Origin of the sequence: Streptomyces sp. NPDC048479 (genome assembly GCF_040651435.1) — a bacterium.
Taxonomy (GTDB): domain Bacteria; phylum Actinomycetota; class Actinomycetes; order Streptomycetales; family Streptomycetaceae; genus Streptomyces.
In genome coordinates this window covers 401,392-418,858 of sequence record NZ_JBEZKA010000003.1, presented here as the reverse complement: position 1 = coordinate 418,858, position 17,467 = coordinate 401,392, and the positions used below count along the sequence as shown (strand labels likewise).

Below are 17,467 nucleotides of genomic sequence, written 5' to 3'. Positions count from 1 at the left end.
GTGCGAAGCGCTGCGGCGCGGTGCGTGGCACTGCGAAGCGCTGCGGCGCGGTGCGTGGCACTGCGAAGCGCTGCGGCGCGGTGCGTGGCACTGCGAAGCGCTGCGGCGCGGTGCGTGGCACTGCGAAGGGTGGCCCTGCGACAGGAGCGACTGCGCCGCACGTCCGGCGCGGCCCGCAGCCGACGCCCGCAGGCGCACATCACCACGCCGCGGCACCAGCAACTCCACCCCACACCCGGCGCAAGGCGCCGCGTGCCTCCCGCGCACCGTCAGCCGTGCCGTACCGCCCCGTGTCACTGCGCGCCACCCCCCGTCGTCGGGATGTGCTTCGTGAATTCGTCGTGGCCCGGCCAGCTCAGCACCAGTTCGCCGCCCTCCAGCCGCGCCTGGGCCAGGATCGGGGTCAGGTCCTGGTCCCCCGCCGCTGCCAGCGCTGAGGCCGCCGTGGCGTACGGCTGCAGCGCCCGCAGCGTGGAGACCGTCGGCGGCATCATCAGCAGGTCACCCTTGTCGTAACCCGCCGTCGCCTCCTGCGGGCGGATCCAGACCGCGCGGTCCGCCTCCGTCGAGGCGTTCCGTGTCCGCTGGCCCTCCGGGAGTGCCGCCACGAAGAACCATGTGTCGTACCGGCGCGGCTCGAACTCCGGAGTGATCCAGCGTGCCCACGCGCCCAGCAGGTCCGAGCGCAGCACCAGACCCCGGCGGTCCAGGAAGTCCGCGAAGGACAGGTCCCGGTCGACCAGTGCCTGGCGGTCCGCCTCCCAGTCGTCGCCCGTCGTGTCGCCGACGACGGTGTCGGGCGTCGGACCCGCGAGCAGGACGCCCGCCTCCTCGTACGTCTCCCGCACCGCCGCGCACACAATGGCCTGGGCCTCGGCAGGACCGGTGCCCAGACGGGACGACCAGGCCGTCAGCGCCGGGCCCGCCCACCGCACCAGGTGATCGTCGTCGCGTTCGTCCACGCCGCCGCCCGGATACACGTACGCGCCTCCGGCGAAGGCCATGGAGGCACGTCGGCGCAGCATGTGCACGGCAGGGCCGTTCACCGTGTCGCGCAGCAGCATCACGGTCGCCGCCCGCTTCGGCGTCACCGCGGTGAGCTCACCGCTCGCGAGCGCGCGAATCCGGTCCGGCCACTCCGGCGGGTACCACTGACCATTGGACATGGGCGGATGCTATGCGCATCCGCCGTGATGTTCGAGGGGCGGCCGGTGGAACGGGCCGCCCCTCGAACACTCAGGTACCGGCGTTCGAGCTACCGCGCAGCTTCACATTCGCGGTGCTCGCGTTCTTGATCGCCGTCTCGATCTGGGCCATCGTCGAGCCCGAGGTCAGCCCCGGCACGGTCGCCGCGTTCACCGCGTACAGCGTGAAGGTGTACGGGTGCGTGGAGCCGCCCGGACACGGGCCGAAGAACTGCTGCGAGTTCGCCCCGCTGCCCATCGCCTTCTGCTTCGCGCCGTCCTGGCCCGGGACATTGAAGCCGGACCCCAGCGCCTCCGGAAGCGAGAGCTTCGACGCCGGTACGTCCCAGATCGCCCAGTGCAGTTTGTTTCCGTTGTTGGCGATATCGGCGAAGACGATCGCATAGCTCTTCGCCGCGGAACCTCCCGCGCCCCACGCAAGCGGCGGCGACGGATCCTGGCCGGCAGTGCCGTCCCCTGCACAGGTGTACTTCGCCGGGATATCGGCGTTGTCGTTGAAGGCAGTGCTGGTCAGCTTGAAATCGCCGGGCTGCCCACTGCCGCCCGAGTAGACGATGTCGATCAGCAGGACCCGGTCATTGCCGTTGGTGCCGTCCTTGTCCGTCGACGTGGTGAGCCAGATGTCGCCGTCATGGTCGACCTCGACCGTACGAAGCCGGTCGTACGTCCCCTGGAAGTACGTCTTCTGCTCGACCAGGTTGCTGCTGGAGTCGATGCGCAGCCGGTAGACGCGCTGGCCGACGGTGGTGGCGACGAAGACATAGTCGTTGATGATCGTCAGGCCACTGGGTGAGGCCTGACTGGTCGGCCAGGTCTTCTTGGGCGCGATGTAGCCGGAGCAGCTACCGCTCGTGCCCTCACAGTTGGGCCAGCCGTAGTTGCCGCCCTTCTGGATGAGGTTGACCTCGTCCATATCGCTGTTGCCGAACTCCGCCTGCCAGAGCCGGCCCTGGGAGTCGAAGTCGAGACCCTGCGGGTTGCGGTGGCCGAGGCTCCAGACAGCGTTGCCGAACGGGTTGTCCGACGGGATGGTGCCGTCCGCGTTGATGCGCAGGATCTTGCCGTTGAGCGAGTTCTTGTCCTGCGCCCGGCTGCCGCTCTGCGCGTCGCCCATGGAGGCGTACAGCTTGCCGTCGGGGCCGAAGCGCAGTCGGCCGCCGTTGTGGAAGCGGCTCTTCTCCATGCCCTGGAGCAGGATCCTGTAGTCGCTCAGCGCGCTGTTCTCGTACTTCATCCGCACGATGCGGTTGCCCTCGGCTGCGGTGTGGGTGAAGTAGACGTAGTGGTCGGTGTTGAAGCTGGGACTGATCTCGATTCCCAGCAGACCGCCCTCGCCGCCCGTGGTCACGGCGTTGGGAACCTTGCCGATCAGCGTCTTCTGGCCGGACTTGGTCAGCTTGTAGACGTTGAAGGTGTTCCGCTCGGTGTAGACGCCGGAGCCGTCGGGCAGGAATCCCACGCCCCAGGCGACATCCACGCCACTCGCGAGGGTGGAGACCGTGCCCGGGTCGGGGACGCCGCCGGGCTGGCTGCCGCTGGTGGTGACGGTGATCTCCGGGCTGAACTCCGACTTGTTGCCCTTCAGGTCGAAGGCCCTGACCTTGAACCTGTACGCGGTGTTGGCCTTCAGGCCCGCGATGGTCGTCGAGGTGGAGTCGGAGGTTCCGGCGGCCGCGCCGTCGCGGTAGATGTCGTACCCGGTGACCTTCACATTGTCCGTGGAGGCGTTCCAGGCGAGGTCGACACTGGTCGCGGTCTTGCCGGGGGAGCGCAGACTGCCCGGAATGCTCGGCGCCTCGTTGTCCGGCGGTGCGGGCAGCGTCGCGATGGTGACGGCGTTGCTCGCGGCCGAGACATTGGCGGCGGCGTCACGAGCGAAGACGGTCCAGTCGTACGACGTCTCGGGGTTGAGGTTCTCCACCGTGGCCGCGAGGGTGCCACCGTCGACCTGCTTCATCAGCTGGCCGTGCTGGTAGATGTCGTATCCGACGACCTTGACGTTGTCGGTGGACGCGTCCCAGGCCAGCGAGACGGTGCTCGCCGTCGGCTCCTTGTCCTTGCGCAGGTTCGCGGGCGGAGTCGGTTTCTCGGTGTCGGCCGGCCCGCTCGCGGTGACGGTGAGCTTGTCCAGGTTGGGACCGTCGCCCGCGACCGTGGTGGCGCGGATCTTGTTGCTGCCCGCCTTGAGTGCCGCGTTGGCGGTGGCGGTCTTCCAGGTGGTCCAGGCTCCGGTGCCGGGGAACGCGAGGTCGTCCGCGACGTTGGTGCCGTTCACGGTGATGTCCAGCGGACGGCTTGCGGCGGTGCCGTTGGCGTAGCGGAAGTCCAGTTTGGCGTTGGCCGCCTGCGCGGAGTCGACGGTGAACTCCACGTACGCGCCTGTCACGGCGTTGTAGTTGACGAAGCCGGTGCCGGAGTGACCGGCGTGGTTGGACTCGACGACGCCCTGGGAGATCGTCCCGGCTTCTGCCTCGTAGTCCGTGCCGGCCTGTCCTTCAGCGGGGGTGACGTCGATGAAGTCCAGGTTGGGGCCACCCTCGGCGGCTGCGGCGGTGGCACGAACGGTGTTGACGCCGGCCTTGAGTGCGACCGTGGTGGTCACGGTGGACCAGGTGGTCCAGGCGCCGGTGGGCTGGAAGGCCTGGTGGGGGGCGGCGACGGCTCCGTTCACGGAGATGTCCAGCGGGCGGTTGCCGGTGGTGCCGTTGGCGAAGCCGAGCGCCAGGGTGGCGCTGCCCGCCGCCGGGGCGTCCACGGTGAACTCGACATAGCCACCGGCGACATTGGTGTAGTTGACGAAACCGGTGCCGGAGAAGCCGGTGTGGTTGGACTCGGCCACGCCCTGCGAGATCGTCGCCGTTTCGGCTTCGTACCGGACGGGCGCGGCCTCGACGGCCGCTGCCGCGGAGGCGGTGGGCTGGGCATTGCTCAAGGTCGGCAGGGCCACGGTTAACGCTGCTGTGGCCGCGGCCACGAGAGCTCCGATCGCTCTGCGCGACCGGCGGGGGGTTGGTGCCACGGATCCCTCCCACTTTCGTTGGGGACGACGGGATGGAGGAGGTACACGATGTGCGGTGCGTATGCGTGACGTTCAGATGGTTAGGAAACGTTCCTAACCGTGGACAGACCACACCCGTCGACGCGTCCACGTCAAGAGAGTTGCAAGGGAATACCAAAGACGAGTGGGGCCCCGCACTCGCCGGAAGCCGGCGGGCACGGGGCCCCACACACCACTTGAACAGGCACTTCAGTCCGGACGAGCTCCGCCGTGGCGCGGCCGGGCTCCGTCAAGTCCTGAACGCGCAGTCAGTCCTGGACCAGGAGCCGGTCCTGAACGAGCAGTCAGTCCCGGGCCAGAAGTCAGCCCCGAACGAGCGAGCACTCACCCCGGACAAGGAGTCAGTCCTGAACGAGCTCCACCTGAATCTCGACCTCGACCGGAGCGTCCAGCGGCAGCACCGCGACACCCACCGCGCTGCGCGCGTGCACACCCTTGTCGCCGAGCACCTCGCCCAGCAGCTCGCTCGCGCCGTTGAGCACGCCGGGCTGGCCGGTGAAGTCCGCGGCCGACGCGACAAAGCCGACGACCTTCACCACTCGCGCGATCCGGTCCAGATCGCCCACGACCGACTTCACGGCCGCCAGTGCGTTCAGCGCACAGGTCCGCGCCAGCTCCTTGGCCTCCTCGGCGGTGACCTCGCCACCCACCTTGCCGGTAACCGGAAGCTTGCCCTCCACCATCGGGAGCTGGCCCGCGGTGTAGACGTACGCACCGGACACCACGGCCGGCTGGTACGCGGCCAGCGGCGGTACGACATCCGGGAGCGTCAGCCCGAGTTCGGCGAGCTTCCTGTCGACAACGCCGCTCATGCCTTCTCCCGCTTCAGATAGGCCACCAGCTGCTCGGGGTTGTTCGGCCCGGGAACGACCTGGACGAGCTCCCAGCCGTCCTCGCCCCAGGTGTCCAGAATCTGCTTGGTCGCGTGCACGAGAAGGGGCACGGTCGCGTATTCCCACTTGGTCATGGAGCCGACTGTAGTCGCACCGACGGGCAGCCTCGTGCGTAGCCCGCCGCCCGACTGGTTAGGCTCGAATACGTGAGCAGGCTCCAGGTCGTCAGCGGCAAGGGCGGTACCGGTAAGACAACGGTCGCCGCCGCCCTCGCGCTCGCCCTCGCGACCGAGGGAAAGCGGACTCTCCTCGTCGAGGTCGAGGGGAGGCAAGGCATCGCACAGCTCTTCGAGACAGAGGCGCTGCCGTACGAGGAGCGGAAGATCGCCGTCTCCTCCGGCGGTGGCGAGGTGTTCGCGCTGGCCATCGACGCCGAGCGGGCGCTCCTCGACTACCTCCACATGTTCTACAAACTGGGCTCGGCCGGACGTGCGCTGCAGAAGCTCGGAGCGATCGACTTCGCGACGACGGTCGCGCCGGGTGTACGGGACGTACTGCTGACGGGCAAGGCCTGCGAAGCCGTACGCCGCAAGACGAAGCAGGGCAACTACGCGTACGACTACGTGGTGATGGACGCACCGCCCACCGGCCGCATCACCCGCTTTCTGAACGTCAACGACGAGGTGGCGGGGCTGGCCAAGTTCGGCCCGATACACAATCAGGCCCAGGCCGTGATGCGTGTCCTCAAGTCACCGGAGACGGCCGTCCATCTGGTGACGCTGCTGGAGGAGATGCCGGTCCAGGAGACCGCGGACGGTGTCGCCGAACTTCGCGCCGCCAACCTCCCGGTCGGCAAGGTGATCGTGAACATGGTGCGGCCGCACATCCTCGACGAGGAAGCGGTGCGCAACGCTGCCGGCGACCGGCGCGCGGACATCGCCAAGACGCTCACGGCGGCCGGCGTCAGCGGCTCCGCGAAGCTCGTCACGCCGCTCCTGGAGCAGGCCAGGGACCATGCCCAGCGCGTCGAGCTGGAGCGCGAGCAGCGTGCCGCGCTGGACGGCCTGGAGCTGCCGTCGTACGAACTCCCCCTGCTGAGCGAGGGAGTCCACCTGGCCGGGCTCTACCAACTGGCGAAGGAACTGCGGAAGCAAGAGGCTGCCTCATGACCCTGGACGCGTCGGCCCCGCTCGAAATCGACCCGCTCATCGACAATCCGGCCACCCGCATCATCGTGTGCTGCGGCGCCGGCGGCGTCGGCAAGACGACGACCGCGGCGGCTCTCGGCCTACGGGCGGCCGAGCGCGGTCGCAAGGTGGTCGTCCTGACCATCGACCCGGCCCGCAGGCTCGCCCAGTCCATGGGCATCGACTCCCTCGACAACACCCCGCGCAGGGTCAAGGGCATTGAGGGCGGGGGTGAACTGCACGCCATGATGCTGGACATGAAGCGGACCTTCGACGAGATCGTCGAGGCGCACGCGGACGGCGAGCGGTCCCGCGCCATCCTGGAGAACCCCTTCTACCAGTCCCTGTCGGCCGGTTTCGCGGGCACGCAGGAGTACATGGCGATGGAGAAGCTGGGGCAGCTGCGCGCCCGCGACGAGTGGGATCTGATCGTCGTCGACACCCCGCCGTCGCGCTCGGCGCTGGACTTCCTGGACGCGCCCAAGCGTCTCGGATCGTTCCTGGACGGCAAGTTCATCAAGCTGCTGATGGCTCCGGCGAAGATGGGCGGCCGGGCCGGGATGAAGTTCCTGAATGTCGGCATGTCGATGATGACGGGGACGCTGGGCAAGCTGCTGGGCGGTCAACTCCTGCGCGACGTACAGACCTTCGTGGCCGCGATGGACACCATGTTCGGCGGCTTCCGCACCCGCGCGGACGCGACCTACCGGCTGCTGCAGGCTCCCGGCACGGCGTTCCTGGTGGTCGCGGCACCCGAGCGGGACGCGCTGCGCGAGGCGGCGTACTTCGTGGAGCGGCTGGGGGCGGAGGAGATGCCGCTCGCCGGTCTGGTGCTCAACCGGGTCCACGGAAGCGGCGCCGCCCGGCTGTCTGCCGAGCGGGCACTTGCTGCCGCAGAAAATCTTGACGAGGGCGGCATTGTGGATCAGGAGTCCGGGAAGACTCGTGTTCGTGACGCCACGGGCGCCTCTCCCGAATCCCCACCCGTGCAGCACACCCCCGTGGAGCCCAGCCCCGTGCAGCACACCCCCGTGGAGCCCAGCCCCGAGGACCATGAAGCCCATGCCTATGACGGTCAAGGGGAGCACACCACAGAGCAGCTGACCGCAGGACTGCTGCGCCTGCACGCCGAACGGATGCAGGTGCTCGCGCGTGAACAGCGAACGCGCGACCGCTTCACCGCGCTCCACCCCGAAGTGGCGGTGGCCCAAGTGGCCGCTCTGCCCGGCGACGTACATGATCTCGCGGGGCTTCGGGTCATCGGTGACCGACTCGCGACCGGTGGTCGTACCCCGGCCGGAGCTGCGTAACGCTCGTACGAGCTACAGCGGGTGGCTACCCCACCGCCGCATATGTCTCGTATGTCTCGTCGTCATCGAGGCCCACGGGCAGGATGCCCGCGCTGCGCTCGTATTCCGTACGCGCGGTCTCGAGCAGTCTGCGCCAGGAAGTGACCGTGGGACGCCTGCGCAACAGTGCGCGACGCTCCCGCTCGGTCATTCCCCCCCACACGCCGAACTCGACGCGGTTGTCGAGCGCGTCGGCAAGGCACTCGGTCCGCACCGGGCATCCGGTGCACACCGCCTTGGCCCTGTTCTGCGCTGCCCCTTGTACGAACAGTTCATCCGGATCGGTAGTGCGGCAGGCTGCCTGCGCACTCCAGTCGGTTACCCAGCCCATGCCGGCGCCGTCCTCTCCCGAATCGAGGCTCCCCCACGGCGGCAGCGGCATATTCACCGCTACCAGTTGAGGACGTTACGGAAGGTGGGCACAGCGCAACACCCCCTTCGGGCCCAATCTTGAATGGCCCGAACGGACTATGCGTACGCGGCAGATCACCCAGGGGAGTGAGCCAAGGGCATACGTGACCATTCCGGCAAACCGGGACAGTTCAGTTGAGTCACAACGGACTTCGGATGACGCATGAGGCGGATTCGGACAGGGGCCCGCCTCATATGGATACAGCCGAAGTTCGGGGAGGCCTTGATACGAAACCGCACTGCTGTGACAGTTGTGAGTAGCTTAGGCCAAGGCATATACGCGTGTCCGGCGAATGAGAACGTAGGCTGCCCCCATGCCAAAGAACCGCCCGGGCGGAGGTCTGACCGGGACCCAGCAGGCCGCCAAGTTCCTCGGTGTCAGCGTCCTCTCCGGAGCGGTGCTGGCAGGCATCGCCCTGCCCGCAGCCGGTGCGCTGGGACTCGCGGCCAAGGGAACGGTCCAGGGATTCGACGAGATCCCCGCCAATCTCAAGACTCCGCCGCTGAGTCAGCGCACCACCATCCTCGACTCCAAGGGCGGCCAGATCGCCACGGTCTACTCGCGTGACCGCACGGTCGTCCCGCTCAAGGACATCTCGCCGTACATACAGAAGGCGATCGTCGCGATCGAGGACTCGCGCTTCTACGAGCACGGGGCGGTCGACCTCAAGGGTGTACTGCGCGCGCTCAACCGCAACGCCCAGTCGGGCGGGGTCTCCCAGGGCGCGTCCACCCTCACTCAGCAGTATGTGAAGAACGTCTTCGTCGAGGAGGCCGGCGACAACGCCGACAAGGTCGCCCAGGCCACCCAGCAGACGCTCGGCCGGAAGATCCAGGAACTCAAGTACGCGATCCAGGTCGAGGAAGAGCTCGGGAAGAAGAAGATCCTCGAGAACTACCTCAACATCACCTTCTTCGGCGAGCAGGCTTACGGCATCGAGGCGGCGTCCCAGCGCTACTTCTCCAAGTCGGCCAAGAACCTGAAGTTGGAGGAGGCGGCGATGCTCGCCGGCGTCGTCCAGTCGCCGAGCCGCTACGACCCGGTCAATGACACACAGGAGGCGACCAAGCGTCGCAACACCGTGCTGCAGCGCATGGCCCAGGTCCGCGACATCTCGCAGGCGGAGGCGGACCGGGCGAAAGCCACCCCGGTCACCCTGAAGATCAGCAAGCCGAAGAACGGCTGCATCACGGCCGTCAACGGCGCGGGCTTCTTCTGCGACTACGTACGCGAGGTGTTCCTCTCCGACCCGGTCTTCGGGAAGAACAAGACGGACCGGGCCAAGCTCTGGAACCGGGGCGGCCTGACGATCAAGACGACGCTCGACCCGCAGGCACAGAAGTCGGCACAGGAGTCGATCAAGAGCCACGTCTACCAGACGGACAGCGTCGCCACCGCGGTGACGATGGTCCAGCCGGGCAGCGGCAAGATCATGGCCATGGGCCAGTCCCGGCCGTACGGCTTCGGCAAAACCGAGACCCAGATCAACTACTCGGTCAACAAGCAGCTGGGCGGCTCGAACTACGGCTTCCCGACGGGTTCGACGTTCAAGCCCTTCGTGGCCGCGGCCGCCATAGAGCAGGGCAAGCCGCCGACACAGGTCTACCCGGCGCCGTACAAGATGCCGTATCCGGCGGTGCAGACCTGCAGCGGAAAGCCGTGGGTCAACACGGGGAACGACCAAGTGCCGAACGAGAACAAGTCCGAGGTCGGCCCGTACGCGCTCAAGGAGGCGATGGCGAAGTCGGTCAACACGTACTTCGTGCAGATGATCGCCGACATCGGCATGTGCCCGGTCATGGAGATGACGAGCAAGATGGGCGTCGTGCAGGGCAACGGCGAAAAGCTGCCCGAGGTGCCCGCGATCTCCCTGGGATCCAAGGGCTTGTCGCCGCTGACCATGGCCACCGCGTACGCGACGTTCGCCAACCGCGGCACGTACTGCACCCCGACCGCCATCGAGTCCATCGCGACGGCCGACGGCAAGAGCCTGCAGGTACCGAAGAGCACCTGCGACAAGATCATGTCCGAGCGGACGGCCGACACGATAAACACGCTGCTGCGCGGAGTGATCGACTCCGGTACGGGTCAGCAGGCCGGTCTGCAGAGCCGCGACAACGCGGGCAAGACCGGAACCACGGACGCGCGGAGGAACGCCTGGTTCGTCGGCTACACCCCGAACCTCTCCGGCGCGGTCTGGGTCGGCAGCCCCACGCAGCAGGTGAAGATGGAGAACATCACCATCGGCGGCGTGTGGCAGCAGAAGGTCTTCGGCGGTCAGGTGCCCGGACCGATCTGGCGGGACGCGATGACCGGGGCGCTGGACGGGCAGGCCGCTCCGCCGTTCGTCACCGTGCCGATCCCGGACCCGCCGAAGGAAGACAAGGACAAGGGCAAGGGCAAGCCGGGCGGCGGCAAGCCCGGTGACAACCGCGGCCAGGGCAACGGCGGGCAGCAGCCGTGGCCCGGGATCTCGCTCCCGCCAGGTGTGATCGGCGGGAACGATCGCGGCCAGGCGAACGGCGGCCTGAGCGGCGGCCGGCCGTAGCCGGTGGATGTGAAGAGGGGCCCTGGTCGAAATGCGACCGGGGCCCTCTTTCGCGTATGTACGCGACCACGCACTCGGACCAATTGCGCGATCACGTACGCGATCAGGTACGCGATCAATACGTGCGCAAGCGCGCTCAGCCCGCGAGGAGCTGCTTCACCGCCGCGGCCACCCGACCACCCTCGGCGCGACCCGCCACCTTCGGGTTCACGATCTTCATGACGGCGCCCATGGCACGCGGCCCCTCGGCACCTGCGGCCTTCGCCTCCTCGACGGCCTGCGCGACGATCGTTCGCAGCTCGTCGTCGCTCAGCTGCTTCGGCAGGTACGCGTCCAGCAGCACACCCTCCGCCTGCTCCCGCTCGGCCGACTCGGGCCGTCCGCCCTGGGCAAAGGCCTCGGCGGCCTCACGGCGCTTCTTCGCCTCCTTGGCGATCACCTTCTGCACCTCGTCGTCGGAGAGCTCGCGCGCCGTCTTGCCCGCGACCTCCTCCTTGGTGATCGCGGCGAGGGTCAGCCGGAGCGTGGAGGAGCGCAGTTCGTCGCGCGCCCTGATCGCCTCGGTGAGGTCTTCCTTCAGCTTGGACTTGAGCGTTGTCATGACTTCTTCATAGCCTTTTCTCATGGACCCGGTCAACGAGGATTCGCAGGTCAACAATGACTCGGAACGGCTCCGCAGGCTGGCCCGGATAGCCGGGTCGCAGCGGGACAAGCGCAGTCGTACCGACTGGACAGGGGAACCGGCGGCGATCTACTGCCGGATTTCGCACGTCAACGACGACGATCAAACCGGTGTCGACCGACAAGAGCGTATCTGCCGGGACATCGCGCAGCGTCTCGGTGTGACGGTGGATCAGCACATGGTCTTCGTGGACAACAACCGATCGGCGTGGCAGCGCAACCGGAAGCGGAAGGGATGGGATGCCCTGCTCGATGCCGCACGGTCCGGTGGCGTCCGGCACATCCTGACCTACCACCCGGACCGGCTGATGAGGCAAGCGCGCGATCTTGAGGAGCTTCTTCAGATCGCGGACGGCCACAGCATCAGCCTGCACGGGCAGGCGAACCAACGGGATCTTGCCGACCTCGACGACAGGTTCCTTCTGCGCATAGAGGTAGCGCACGCTTGCAGGTCCAGCGACGACACCTCCCGACGGCTCAAAGACGCACTGATCGACCGCGCCCAGGACGGCAAGCCGCACACCGGGAAACGGCGGTACGGCTACGACAAGAGCGGCATGGCCATCATTCCCGCGGAGGCCGAGACCGTGCGCGAGATTTTCTCGCGGTACCTCGACGGGGAGTCGACCACAGCCATCGCGGTGGACCTCAATCAGCGGGGGAGCTGACCGCCCTGGGCAGAGGGTGGAACAGCTTCAACGTCCGGGCCATCGTCGACAGCCATCACGTAGCAGGTATCCGCGTATTCCGAGGGCAGGAGCTGGGCCAGGGCGAATGGCCGGCGATCATCCCTCGCGGCACATGGGACGAGGCCCAGGAGCGCCGGACCTACCGGACCGCGGCGAACGCGGGCAAGTACGCCCCCAAGCATCCGTACATCCTCCGCGGGCTGGTCGTCTGCAAGGGCTGCGGGAATCGCATGGGTGGAAGCGGCGGCAAGTACATGTGCAATCGCGCTGCCCGTTCCGACTCGCTGCGCTGCTACCGGACGGCCAGCGGCGCACCGCTGGAGCAGTTCGTGACCGACGCGGCGATCAAGCTTCTGGAGCGCCTTGACGTCACCGGGCAGGAGGACGCCGCCGTTCTTTCACCGGGGGATCGGGCAGCGATCGACGCCGACCGGGCGGAGCTGACGGAGCTCAAAGACATGTGGGACAGCCGCGAGCTGAAGACCCACGAATACCGCACCATGAAGAAGACCGTCGAGGAGCGCATCGCAAAGATCGAGCGCAAGCTGGTCGTCCGGCCGACGGCCGAGGTTCTTCGTGGGCTGGTCGGTCCGAACGCCGCGGAGGGGTGGGGGGAACTGGTCAAGGCCAAGGAGTACGACCGCATGAACGCCGTGCTGCGGTTCCTCTTCAACGCGGTGATCATCGCCGAGCCGAGCACGAAGGGGCGGTACTTCGACTTCGGACGTGTGGAGATGGACCCGAACCCGCTCTGACGGTCGGTGAGGGAACAGACGAGGGGCCCGCGTCGGCGAGCCCGCTTCCGCTTCTCTGTCACGTCGTGCGCGCTCAGTTCCGCACCTCCCCAAGACGCTTCAGCTCTGCGGATGCGATCTCGCGGTTTCGGGCCAGGTCTTCGGCGATCCCGGCGGCGATGAGGGCCGCTCCGGGGGTGTGTCCGGAGCCGATGTAGTGCCAGTGAGCATCGGCGATGGCGACCGCGTTGTCGGGCAGACCGATCCCGGCAACGGTCCGTTCGTGGTCGGCTCGCTCAGCGCGCAAGGCGGCGTAAGTGGTGGAGTAGGCGCGGGACTTCGTGAGGATGTGGCCGCGGTAGCCGAGGGTGTGAGCCCAGGCCCTGAACCGCAGCGGTGCGAACTCCACGAGGCCGCCGAGACGCCAGCAGGCACACATGAGGGATTGCACGTGCGGGGAGACCACCGCGGTGTCTATGTCGCCGACGGAGGTCAGCCGGTAGTCGGTGCCGGCGGCAGTGTCGGCCGCTCCCTTAGTGACGTACTTGGCCACGTACGCGGCGACCGCATCATCCATGAGCCCGTCACCGTCGCCGAAGGCTCGTCGTGGTTGAGCTGGAGCCCTCCGGGCTCGGAAGCCCGGTACCGCACCCCGCGGCGGCCTCCTGAGCCACACCGCACTCGAAGGTCAGCCACCCATCAGCCGCGTGAACAACGCTCCAGGTCAATACACCTAGGCCGCGCCGCGGGACGCCAACCAGAGGCAGCAACTCCGACCAAAGCACCTGCACAACAGCCTCCCGCCCGAAAAGGCTACGAAGAAGCCTTGACTGTGGTCATGCCGTCCAGGGTGTCAGGTGTGGCCATGTGCACGCCCGCGCATGTCGTGGCAGCGGGACGCCTGACCCGGCATCCGTAATGCGGCCGACACATGGCGGCCGCTCGACGGCGATGCCGGCGTCGCTTCCCGGCCATCGCCCGTTGACAGTCTGCCCACGTGCTGGCCATCCGTGTCCCCGTCGTCGACACCCGCCGCTGCCAACTGCTGGGGCTGGTGGGCTCGGCGGCCCTTGCCGCGGGTGGCGCGACCGCCGGAGCGCTGCCCGTACGGGAGGCTCTCGCGCCGGGGTCCGGCCGGGCGGCAGTCGGCCTGGCCGCTGCGTACTTCGGGCTCGTACTGCTGGTCGCGGCCTGGGTTCTGCTGGGGCGCTCGATACGCGGTCCTGAACCACCGGGCCGCCGCACACTGCTGCTCACGCTCGGGCTGTGGGCGGCACCGCTGATCGTGGCGCCACCGCTGTTCAGCCGGGACGTGTACAGCTATCTCGCCCAGGGCGCGATGGTCGACGCCCGGATCGATGTGTACGCATACGGCCCCTCCCGGCTCGGCGGACCGCTGACCGACGAGGTGGCACCGCTGTGGCAGCACACCCCGACCCCGTACGGCCCGGTCTTTCTCGCCTGCGCCAAGGGGATAGCCGACTTCTCCCGTACGGAGGTGTCCACCGGCGTGTTCGGCATGCGGCTGGTCGCGCTGCTCGGGGTCGCCGCGATGGTCGTCTGCCTGCCCGCGCTGGCCCGGCACTGCGGGGCGGAGCCGGCCGCCGCGTTCTGGCTCGGGGCGCTCAACCCGCTGGTGCTGCTGCATCTCGTCGGCGGAGCCCACAACGACGCGATCATGCTCGGCCTGCTGGGCGCCGGTCTGGTCGCCGCGTTGGGCCGCCGGCCGGTACTGGCCGCCGTACTGGTCACCCTCGCGGCCCTGGTGAAGGCGCCCGCCGCGCTGGGGCTGCTGGCCGTGGTCCTGCTCTGGGGCCGGCATCTCGGCGGCCGGGCGCGGCGGCTGAAGGCGGCGCTTGCGGTGCTCGGCGTGGCAGCGGCCACCACAGCGGCGGCGACTGCGCTGGCCGGCACGGGCTACGGGTGGATTGCCGCCCTGGACACCCCGGTATCGCCGCAGAACTGGTCGCTCACCTCGTCACTGGGCCGGATGACCAGCGCCCTGCTGGAGAACGCCGGCAGCGGACTGGCTCAATTCGCCGTGCCCGCCTGGCACTTGCTGGGACTCGCCGCCACCGCCACCGCCGTACTGATCGCCTGGCGGCGCCATCTGCCGCGCCCGGTCTACGCACTCGGGCTGAGCCTGACGGCGGTGGCCGTACTCGGACCCGCGATCCGGCCCTGGTACGTGTTGTGGGGGCTGTTCCTGATAGCCGCCGCCGGGCCCGACCGGCCGATGCGCCGGGCGGTCGCCATTGCCAGCGCGGTACTGGCCCTGGCCGTACTGCCCAGTGGATTCGCGCCGGACAGGGCGCAGCTTGCGCTGGCGGCCGGCGGCGGGGTGCTGGCGATGCTGACGATGTTGTGTGCGTACCGGATCACGGGACGTACCGCCGCCGGGACCGGGCCTGTGGGGAGTACGGCATGACGTGGCCGACGGGCACACGCGGACGGCTGCTGCTGGTGGTGGGGCTGGCGGCCGCCGTCGGACTCTTCCTCGCGACGGTCCCGCTGCACCGGGACTGGTTCGATCTCGGCGTCTACTACGGAGCCGTCGACAGCTGGCGACATGGCGGGCGGATCTACGACTATCTGGTACCGGGGACGCACTACGGCTTCACCTATCCGCCGTTCGCAGCGGTGTGCATGCTGCCGATGACGCTGGTCGACTGGCCGAGCGCGGTGGCGATCAGCGTGCTGCTCAATGTCGCCGCGGCGGCCGCCATCCTGTACTGGTCGGCCGGGGCCGTCGTCCGCCGGCAGGGCTGGAGCCGCTGGTTCGCCTTCGCTGTCGCGGGCTGTCTGTTCGCGCTGCTGGAACCGGTCCGCGACACGTTCAGCTTTGGGCAGGTCAATCTGCTGCTGCTTGCGCTGGTGCTCTCGGATGCCTGGCTGCTGTCGGTGGCCCGAGAGCGATTCACGGGCCTTGGCGGACTCGCGGGCCACGGCGAAGGCGGCACGGGCCGCGGCGAAGGGGGTCGATTCACGGGCCTCGGCAGGCTGGCGGGCGTCGGGATCGGCCTCGCCGCCGCGATCAAGCTCACTCCGGCCGTCTTCATCGGCTATCTGCTGGTCACCCGGCGCTGGCGGGCCGCCGGCACCGCGGCAGCTGTCGCGAGCGGCGCCACACTGCTCGCCGTGTGGGCGGCGCCCGCCGCGTCGCGCGTGTACTGGACCGAGGCCATGTGGGACACGGGCCGGGTCGGTTCGCTGGCCTATGTCTCCAACCAGTCCTGGCAGGGAGTCCTGGCGCGGCTCTCGGAACCGGCCGCCCCCAGCCGTGCGGTGTGGGCGCTCGGCGTGATTGTGCTCCTGTGCGTCTGGGCAGGGCGGGCGCGCCGGGCTGCCGCGGCCGGCGACGAGCAGTCGGGCTTCGCGCTGACCGGTCTCATCGCCTGCCTCATCAGCCCGGTCACCTGGGTGCACCACCTGGTCTGGCTTCTTCCGGCCCTCGCCGTACTGATCGACGCCGGACTCCGCGCGGAGCCGGGCGACCCGAGGCGACGCCGGCTGCTGACTTGGGCCGTCGCGATCTACGTCGTGCTGTGCAGCAGCGTCGTATGGCTGTGGAGCTGGGACGCAACGGGTGTCGACGGCTTCCTGGGCAGCAACACGTACGTCTGGATCTCGCTCGGCCTGTTGCTCGCTCTCCCCGTACGGGAAGTCGCGACGGAAGCGGCCGCCCGCCAATCCCTTCCCCTCGAGAGGTCTGCGACGATGGGCGCATGCGCGCACGCTTCGGAGTACCCCTTGGAATCACGGCAGTCGGCGCGGCCGGCCTCGCCTACGCCGCCGGCTTCGAGGCCCGCTCCTTCCGGCTCCGACGGCTGACGGTGCCGGTGCTGCCGCAGGGAATGCGGCCGCTGCGAGTACTTCAGCTCTCCGACATCCACATGGTGAGCGGCCAGCGCAAGAAGCGCGCCTGGCTGCAGTCCCTCGCGGGCCTGCGCCCGGACTTCATCGTCAATACCGGCGACAACCTCTCCGACCCGGACGGCGTGCCTGAGGTCGTGGACGCGCTCGGCCCGCTGATGGAGTTCCCGGGCGTCTACGTCTTCGGCTCCAACGACTACTACGGCCCCAAGCTCCGTAACCCCGCCCGCTACCTCTTGGAGAAGGCCCAGGGCCGCCACGGCCTGAACGGCAACGCACCGGCCGTCGGCGCGGTCCACAACCCGTGGGAGGACCTGCGCGACGCGTTCGACGCGGCGGGCTGGGTGGGCCTGAGCAACACCCGCGGCCGACTGAAGCTGGACGGCTACGAGCTGGCTTTCACCGGCCTCGACGACCCGCACATCAAGCGGGACCGCTACGAGGAGGTCGCGGGCGGCCCGGAGACGGGCGCCGATCTGTCGCTGGCCGTGGTCCACGCCCCGTATCTGCGCACGCTCGACGCTTTCACGGCCGACGGCTACCCCCTGATCCTGGCGGGCCACACGCACGGCGGGCAGCTGTGCATCCCCTTCTACGGGGCGCTGGTCACCAACTGCGACCTCGACACGGACCGGGTGAAGGGCCTCTCCACGCACCGGGCCGAAGGAAAGGTCTCGTACCTGCATGTCTCGGCGGGCTGCGGCACCAACCGCTACACGCCGGTGCGGTTCGCGTGTCCACCGGAGGCGACGCTGCTGACGCTGACGGCGCGGGACTGAGGGGGCGGGCAGCGTCGCTGGTGGGGGCATAGTCGGCGACGTCCGCGGGGCGTCGGCATGGGCGTCGACGAGAGCGCGAAAACCGGATTTCGCCTCCAGGCGCGGGTGGGCTAAAGTAA

General features: G+C 68.6%; 15 protein-coding genes and 1 pseudogene. 9 read left to right on the top strand and 7 right to left on the bottom strand.

The genetic code is table 11. From position 1 onward, the window contains the following. Positions 1-293: 293 nt before the first annotated feature. The 4 genes from AB0D12_RS07305 to AB0D12_RS07290 form a co-directional block, all read right to left on the bottom strand. Positions 294-1,166, bottom strand: a complete 873-nt coding sequence (locus AB0D12_RS07305) for an NUDIX hydrolase (protein WP_362677943.1) — start codon at positions 1,164-1,166, stop codon at positions 294-296. Positions 1,167-1,236: 70 nt separating this feature from the next. Continuing rightward, on the bottom strand, positions 1,237-4,152 hold the full coding sequence (locus AB0D12_RS07300) for a PQQ-dependent sugar dehydrogenase (protein WP_362677941.1): 2,916 nt from the start codon (positions 4,150-4,152) through the stop codon (positions 1,237-1,239). Between the two features lie 452 nt (positions 4,153-4,604). Beyond that, entirely contained in the window at positions 4,605-5,075 is a 471-nt protein-coding gene (locus tag AB0D12_RS07295; RefSeq protein ID WP_362677939.1) for a RidA family protein, read from the bottom strand. Further along, entirely contained in the window at positions 5,072-5,230 is a 159-nt protein-coding gene (locus tag AB0D12_RS07290) for a DUF4177 domain-containing protein (protein ID WP_003967454.1), read from the bottom strand. The genes AB0D12_RS07295 and AB0D12_RS07290 overlap by 4 nt, the downstream gene beginning before the upstream one ends. 72 nt (positions 5,231-5,302) lie before the next feature. Between AB0D12_RS07290 and AB0D12_RS07285 the strand changes: the two genes are divergently transcribed. Together AB0D12_RS07285 and AB0D12_RS07280 are read left to right on the top strand one after the other, a co-directional pair. Next, positions 5,303-6,265 carry an ArsA-related P-loop ATPase gene (locus tag AB0D12_RS07285; protein WP_362677937.1) on the top strand — a complete coding sequence of 321 codons (963 nt, stop codon included), beginning with the start codon at positions 5,303-5,305 and terminating at the stop codon, positions 6,263-6,265. Next, positions 6,262-7,593, top strand: a complete 1,332-nt coding sequence (locus AB0D12_RS07280; protein ID WP_362677935.1) for an ArsA family ATPase — start codon at positions 6,262-6,264, stop codon at positions 7,591-7,593. Before AB0D12_RS07285 ends, AB0D12_RS07280 begins: the two co-directional genes overlap by 4 nt. A 25-nt stretch (positions 7,594-7,618) precedes the next feature. Here the strand turns inward: AB0D12_RS07280 and AB0D12_RS07275 are convergent, their stop codons facing one another. Next, positions 7,619-7,963: a WhiB family transcriptional regulator gene (locus AB0D12_RS07275; protein ID WP_177149633.1), complete on the bottom strand. Its 345-nt coding sequence runs from the start codon at positions 7,961-7,963 to the stop codon at positions 7,619-7,621. Between the two features lie 394 nt (positions 7,964-8,357). Between AB0D12_RS07275 and AB0D12_RS07270 the strand changes: the two genes are divergently transcribed. Further along, positions 8,358-10,592: a transglycosylase domain-containing protein gene (locus AB0D12_RS07270; RefSeq protein ID WP_362677933.1), complete on the top strand. Its 2,235-nt coding sequence runs from the start codon at positions 8,358-8,360 to the stop codon at positions 10,590-10,592. Between the two features lie 136 nt (positions 10,593-10,728). On the opposite strand, the gene AB0D12_RS07265 is transcribed toward AB0D12_RS07270, so the two are convergent. After that, positions 10,729-11,193 carry a GatB/YqeY domain-containing protein gene (locus AB0D12_RS07265; RefSeq protein WP_362677931.1) on the bottom strand — a complete coding sequence of 155 codons (465 nt, stop codon included), beginning with the start codon at positions 11,191-11,193 and terminating at the stop codon, positions 10,729-10,731. A gap of 22 nt (positions 11,194-11,215) precedes the next feature. Here AB0D12_RS07265 and AB0D12_RS07260 point away from each other — a divergent pair, with 22 nt between their 5' ends. The 3 genes and pseudogenes from AB0D12_RS07260 (at position 11,216) to AB0D12_RS07250 (ending at position 12,717) form a co-directional block, all read left to right on the top strand. Beyond that, entirely contained in the window at positions 11,216-11,941 is a 726-nt protein-coding gene (locus AB0D12_RS07260) for a recombinase family protein (RefSeq protein ID WP_362677929.1), read from the top strand. Next, positions 11,938-12,042: pseudogene (locus AB0D12_RS07255) on the top strand (hypothetical protein); the annotation flags it as partial. The gene AB0D12_RS07260 and the pseudogene AB0D12_RS07255, both read left to right, overlap by 4 nt. A gap of 150 nt (positions 12,043-12,192) precedes the next feature. Continuing rightward, positions 12,193-12,717, top strand: a complete 525-nt coding sequence (locus AB0D12_RS07250) for a hypothetical protein (RefSeq protein WP_362678026.1) — start codon at positions 12,193-12,195, stop codon at positions 12,715-12,717. A gap of 73 nt (positions 12,718-12,790) precedes the next feature. Here the strand turns inward: AB0D12_RS07250 and AB0D12_RS07245 are convergent, their stop codons facing one another. Continuing rightward, positions 12,791-13,273, bottom strand: coding sequence for a replication initiator (locus AB0D12_RS07245; protein WP_362677927.1), 483 nt, complete (start codon positions 13,271-13,273; stop codon positions 12,791-12,793). 429 nt (positions 13,274-13,702) lie between these two features. Here AB0D12_RS07245 and mptB point away from each other — a divergent pair, with 429 nt between their 5' ends. From mptB to AB0D12_RS07230, 3 genes are read left to right on the top strand one after another with little or no spacing between them, the layout of a single operon-like run. Beyond that, positions 13,703-15,124, top strand: coding sequence for a polyprenol phosphomannose-dependent alpha 1,6 mannosyltransferase MptB (gene mptB / locus AB0D12_RS07240; RefSeq protein WP_362678024.1), 1,422 nt, complete (start codon positions 13,703-13,705; stop codon positions 15,122-15,124). After that, entirely contained in the window at positions 15,121-16,527 is a 1,407-nt protein-coding gene (locus AB0D12_RS07235) for a glycosyltransferase 87 family protein (protein WP_362677925.1), read from the top strand. Before mptB ends, AB0D12_RS07235 begins: the two co-directional genes overlap by 4 nt. Further along, positions 16,422-17,348 carry a metallophosphoesterase gene (locus AB0D12_RS07230; RefSeq protein ID WP_362677923.1) on the top strand — a complete coding sequence of 309 codons (927 nt, stop codon included), beginning with the start codon at positions 16,422-16,424 and terminating at the stop codon, positions 17,346-17,348. The genes AB0D12_RS07235 and AB0D12_RS07230 overlap by 106 nt, the downstream gene beginning before the upstream one ends. The last annotated feature ends 119 nt before the right edge of the window (positions 17,349-17,467 follow it).

Bases quoted from the DNA above. Each gene is read 5' to 3' on its own strand.
- AB0D12_RS07305 (WP_362677943.1), bottom strand. From the start codon at position 1,166: ATGTCCAATGGTCAGTGGTACCCGCCGGAGTGGCCGGACCGGATTCGC.
- AB0D12_RS07295 (WP_362677939.1), bottom strand. From the start codon at position 5,075: ATGAGCGGCGTTGTCGACAGGAAGCTCGCCGAACTCGGGCTGACGCTC.
- AB0D12_RS07290 (WP_003967454.1), bottom strand. From the start codon at position 5,230: ATGACCAAGTGGGAATACGCGACCGTGCCCCTTCTCGTGCACGCGACC.
- AB0D12_RS07280 (WP_362677935.1), top strand. From the start codon at position 6,262: ATGACCCTGGACGCGTCGGCCCCGCTCGAAATCGACCCGCTCATCGAC.
- AB0D12_RS07275 (WP_177149633.1), bottom strand. From the start codon at position 7,963: ATGGGCTGGGTAACCGACTGGAGTGCGCAGGCAGCCTGCCGCACTACC.
- AB0D12_RS07270 (WP_362677933.1), top strand. From the start codon at position 8,358: ATGCCAAAGAACCGCCCGGGCGGAGGTCTGACCGGGACCCAGCAGGCC.
- AB0D12_RS07265 (WP_362677931.1), bottom strand. From the start codon at position 11,193: ATGACAACGCTCAAGTCCAAGCTGAAGGAAGACCTCACCGAGGCGATC.
- AB0D12_RS07260 (WP_362677929.1), top strand. From the start codon at position 11,216: ATGGACCCGGTCAACGAGGATTCGCAGGTCAACAATGACTCGGAACGG.
- AB0D12_RS07250 (WP_362678026.1), top strand. From the start codon at position 12,193: ATGGGTGGAAGCGGCGGCAAGTACATGTGCAATCGCGCTGCCCGTTCC.
- AB0D12_RS07245 (WP_362677927.1), bottom strand. From the start codon at position 13,273: ATGGATGATGCGGTCGCCGCGTACGTGGCCAAGTACGTCACTAAGGGA.
- AB0D12_RS07235 (WP_362677925.1), top strand. From the start codon at position 15,121: ATGACGTGGCCGACGGGCACACGCGGACGGCTGCTGCTGGTGGTGGGG.
- AB0D12_RS07230 (WP_362677923.1), top strand. From the start codon at position 16,422: ATGCGCGCACGCTTCGGAGTACCCCTTGGAATCACGGCAGTCGGCGCG.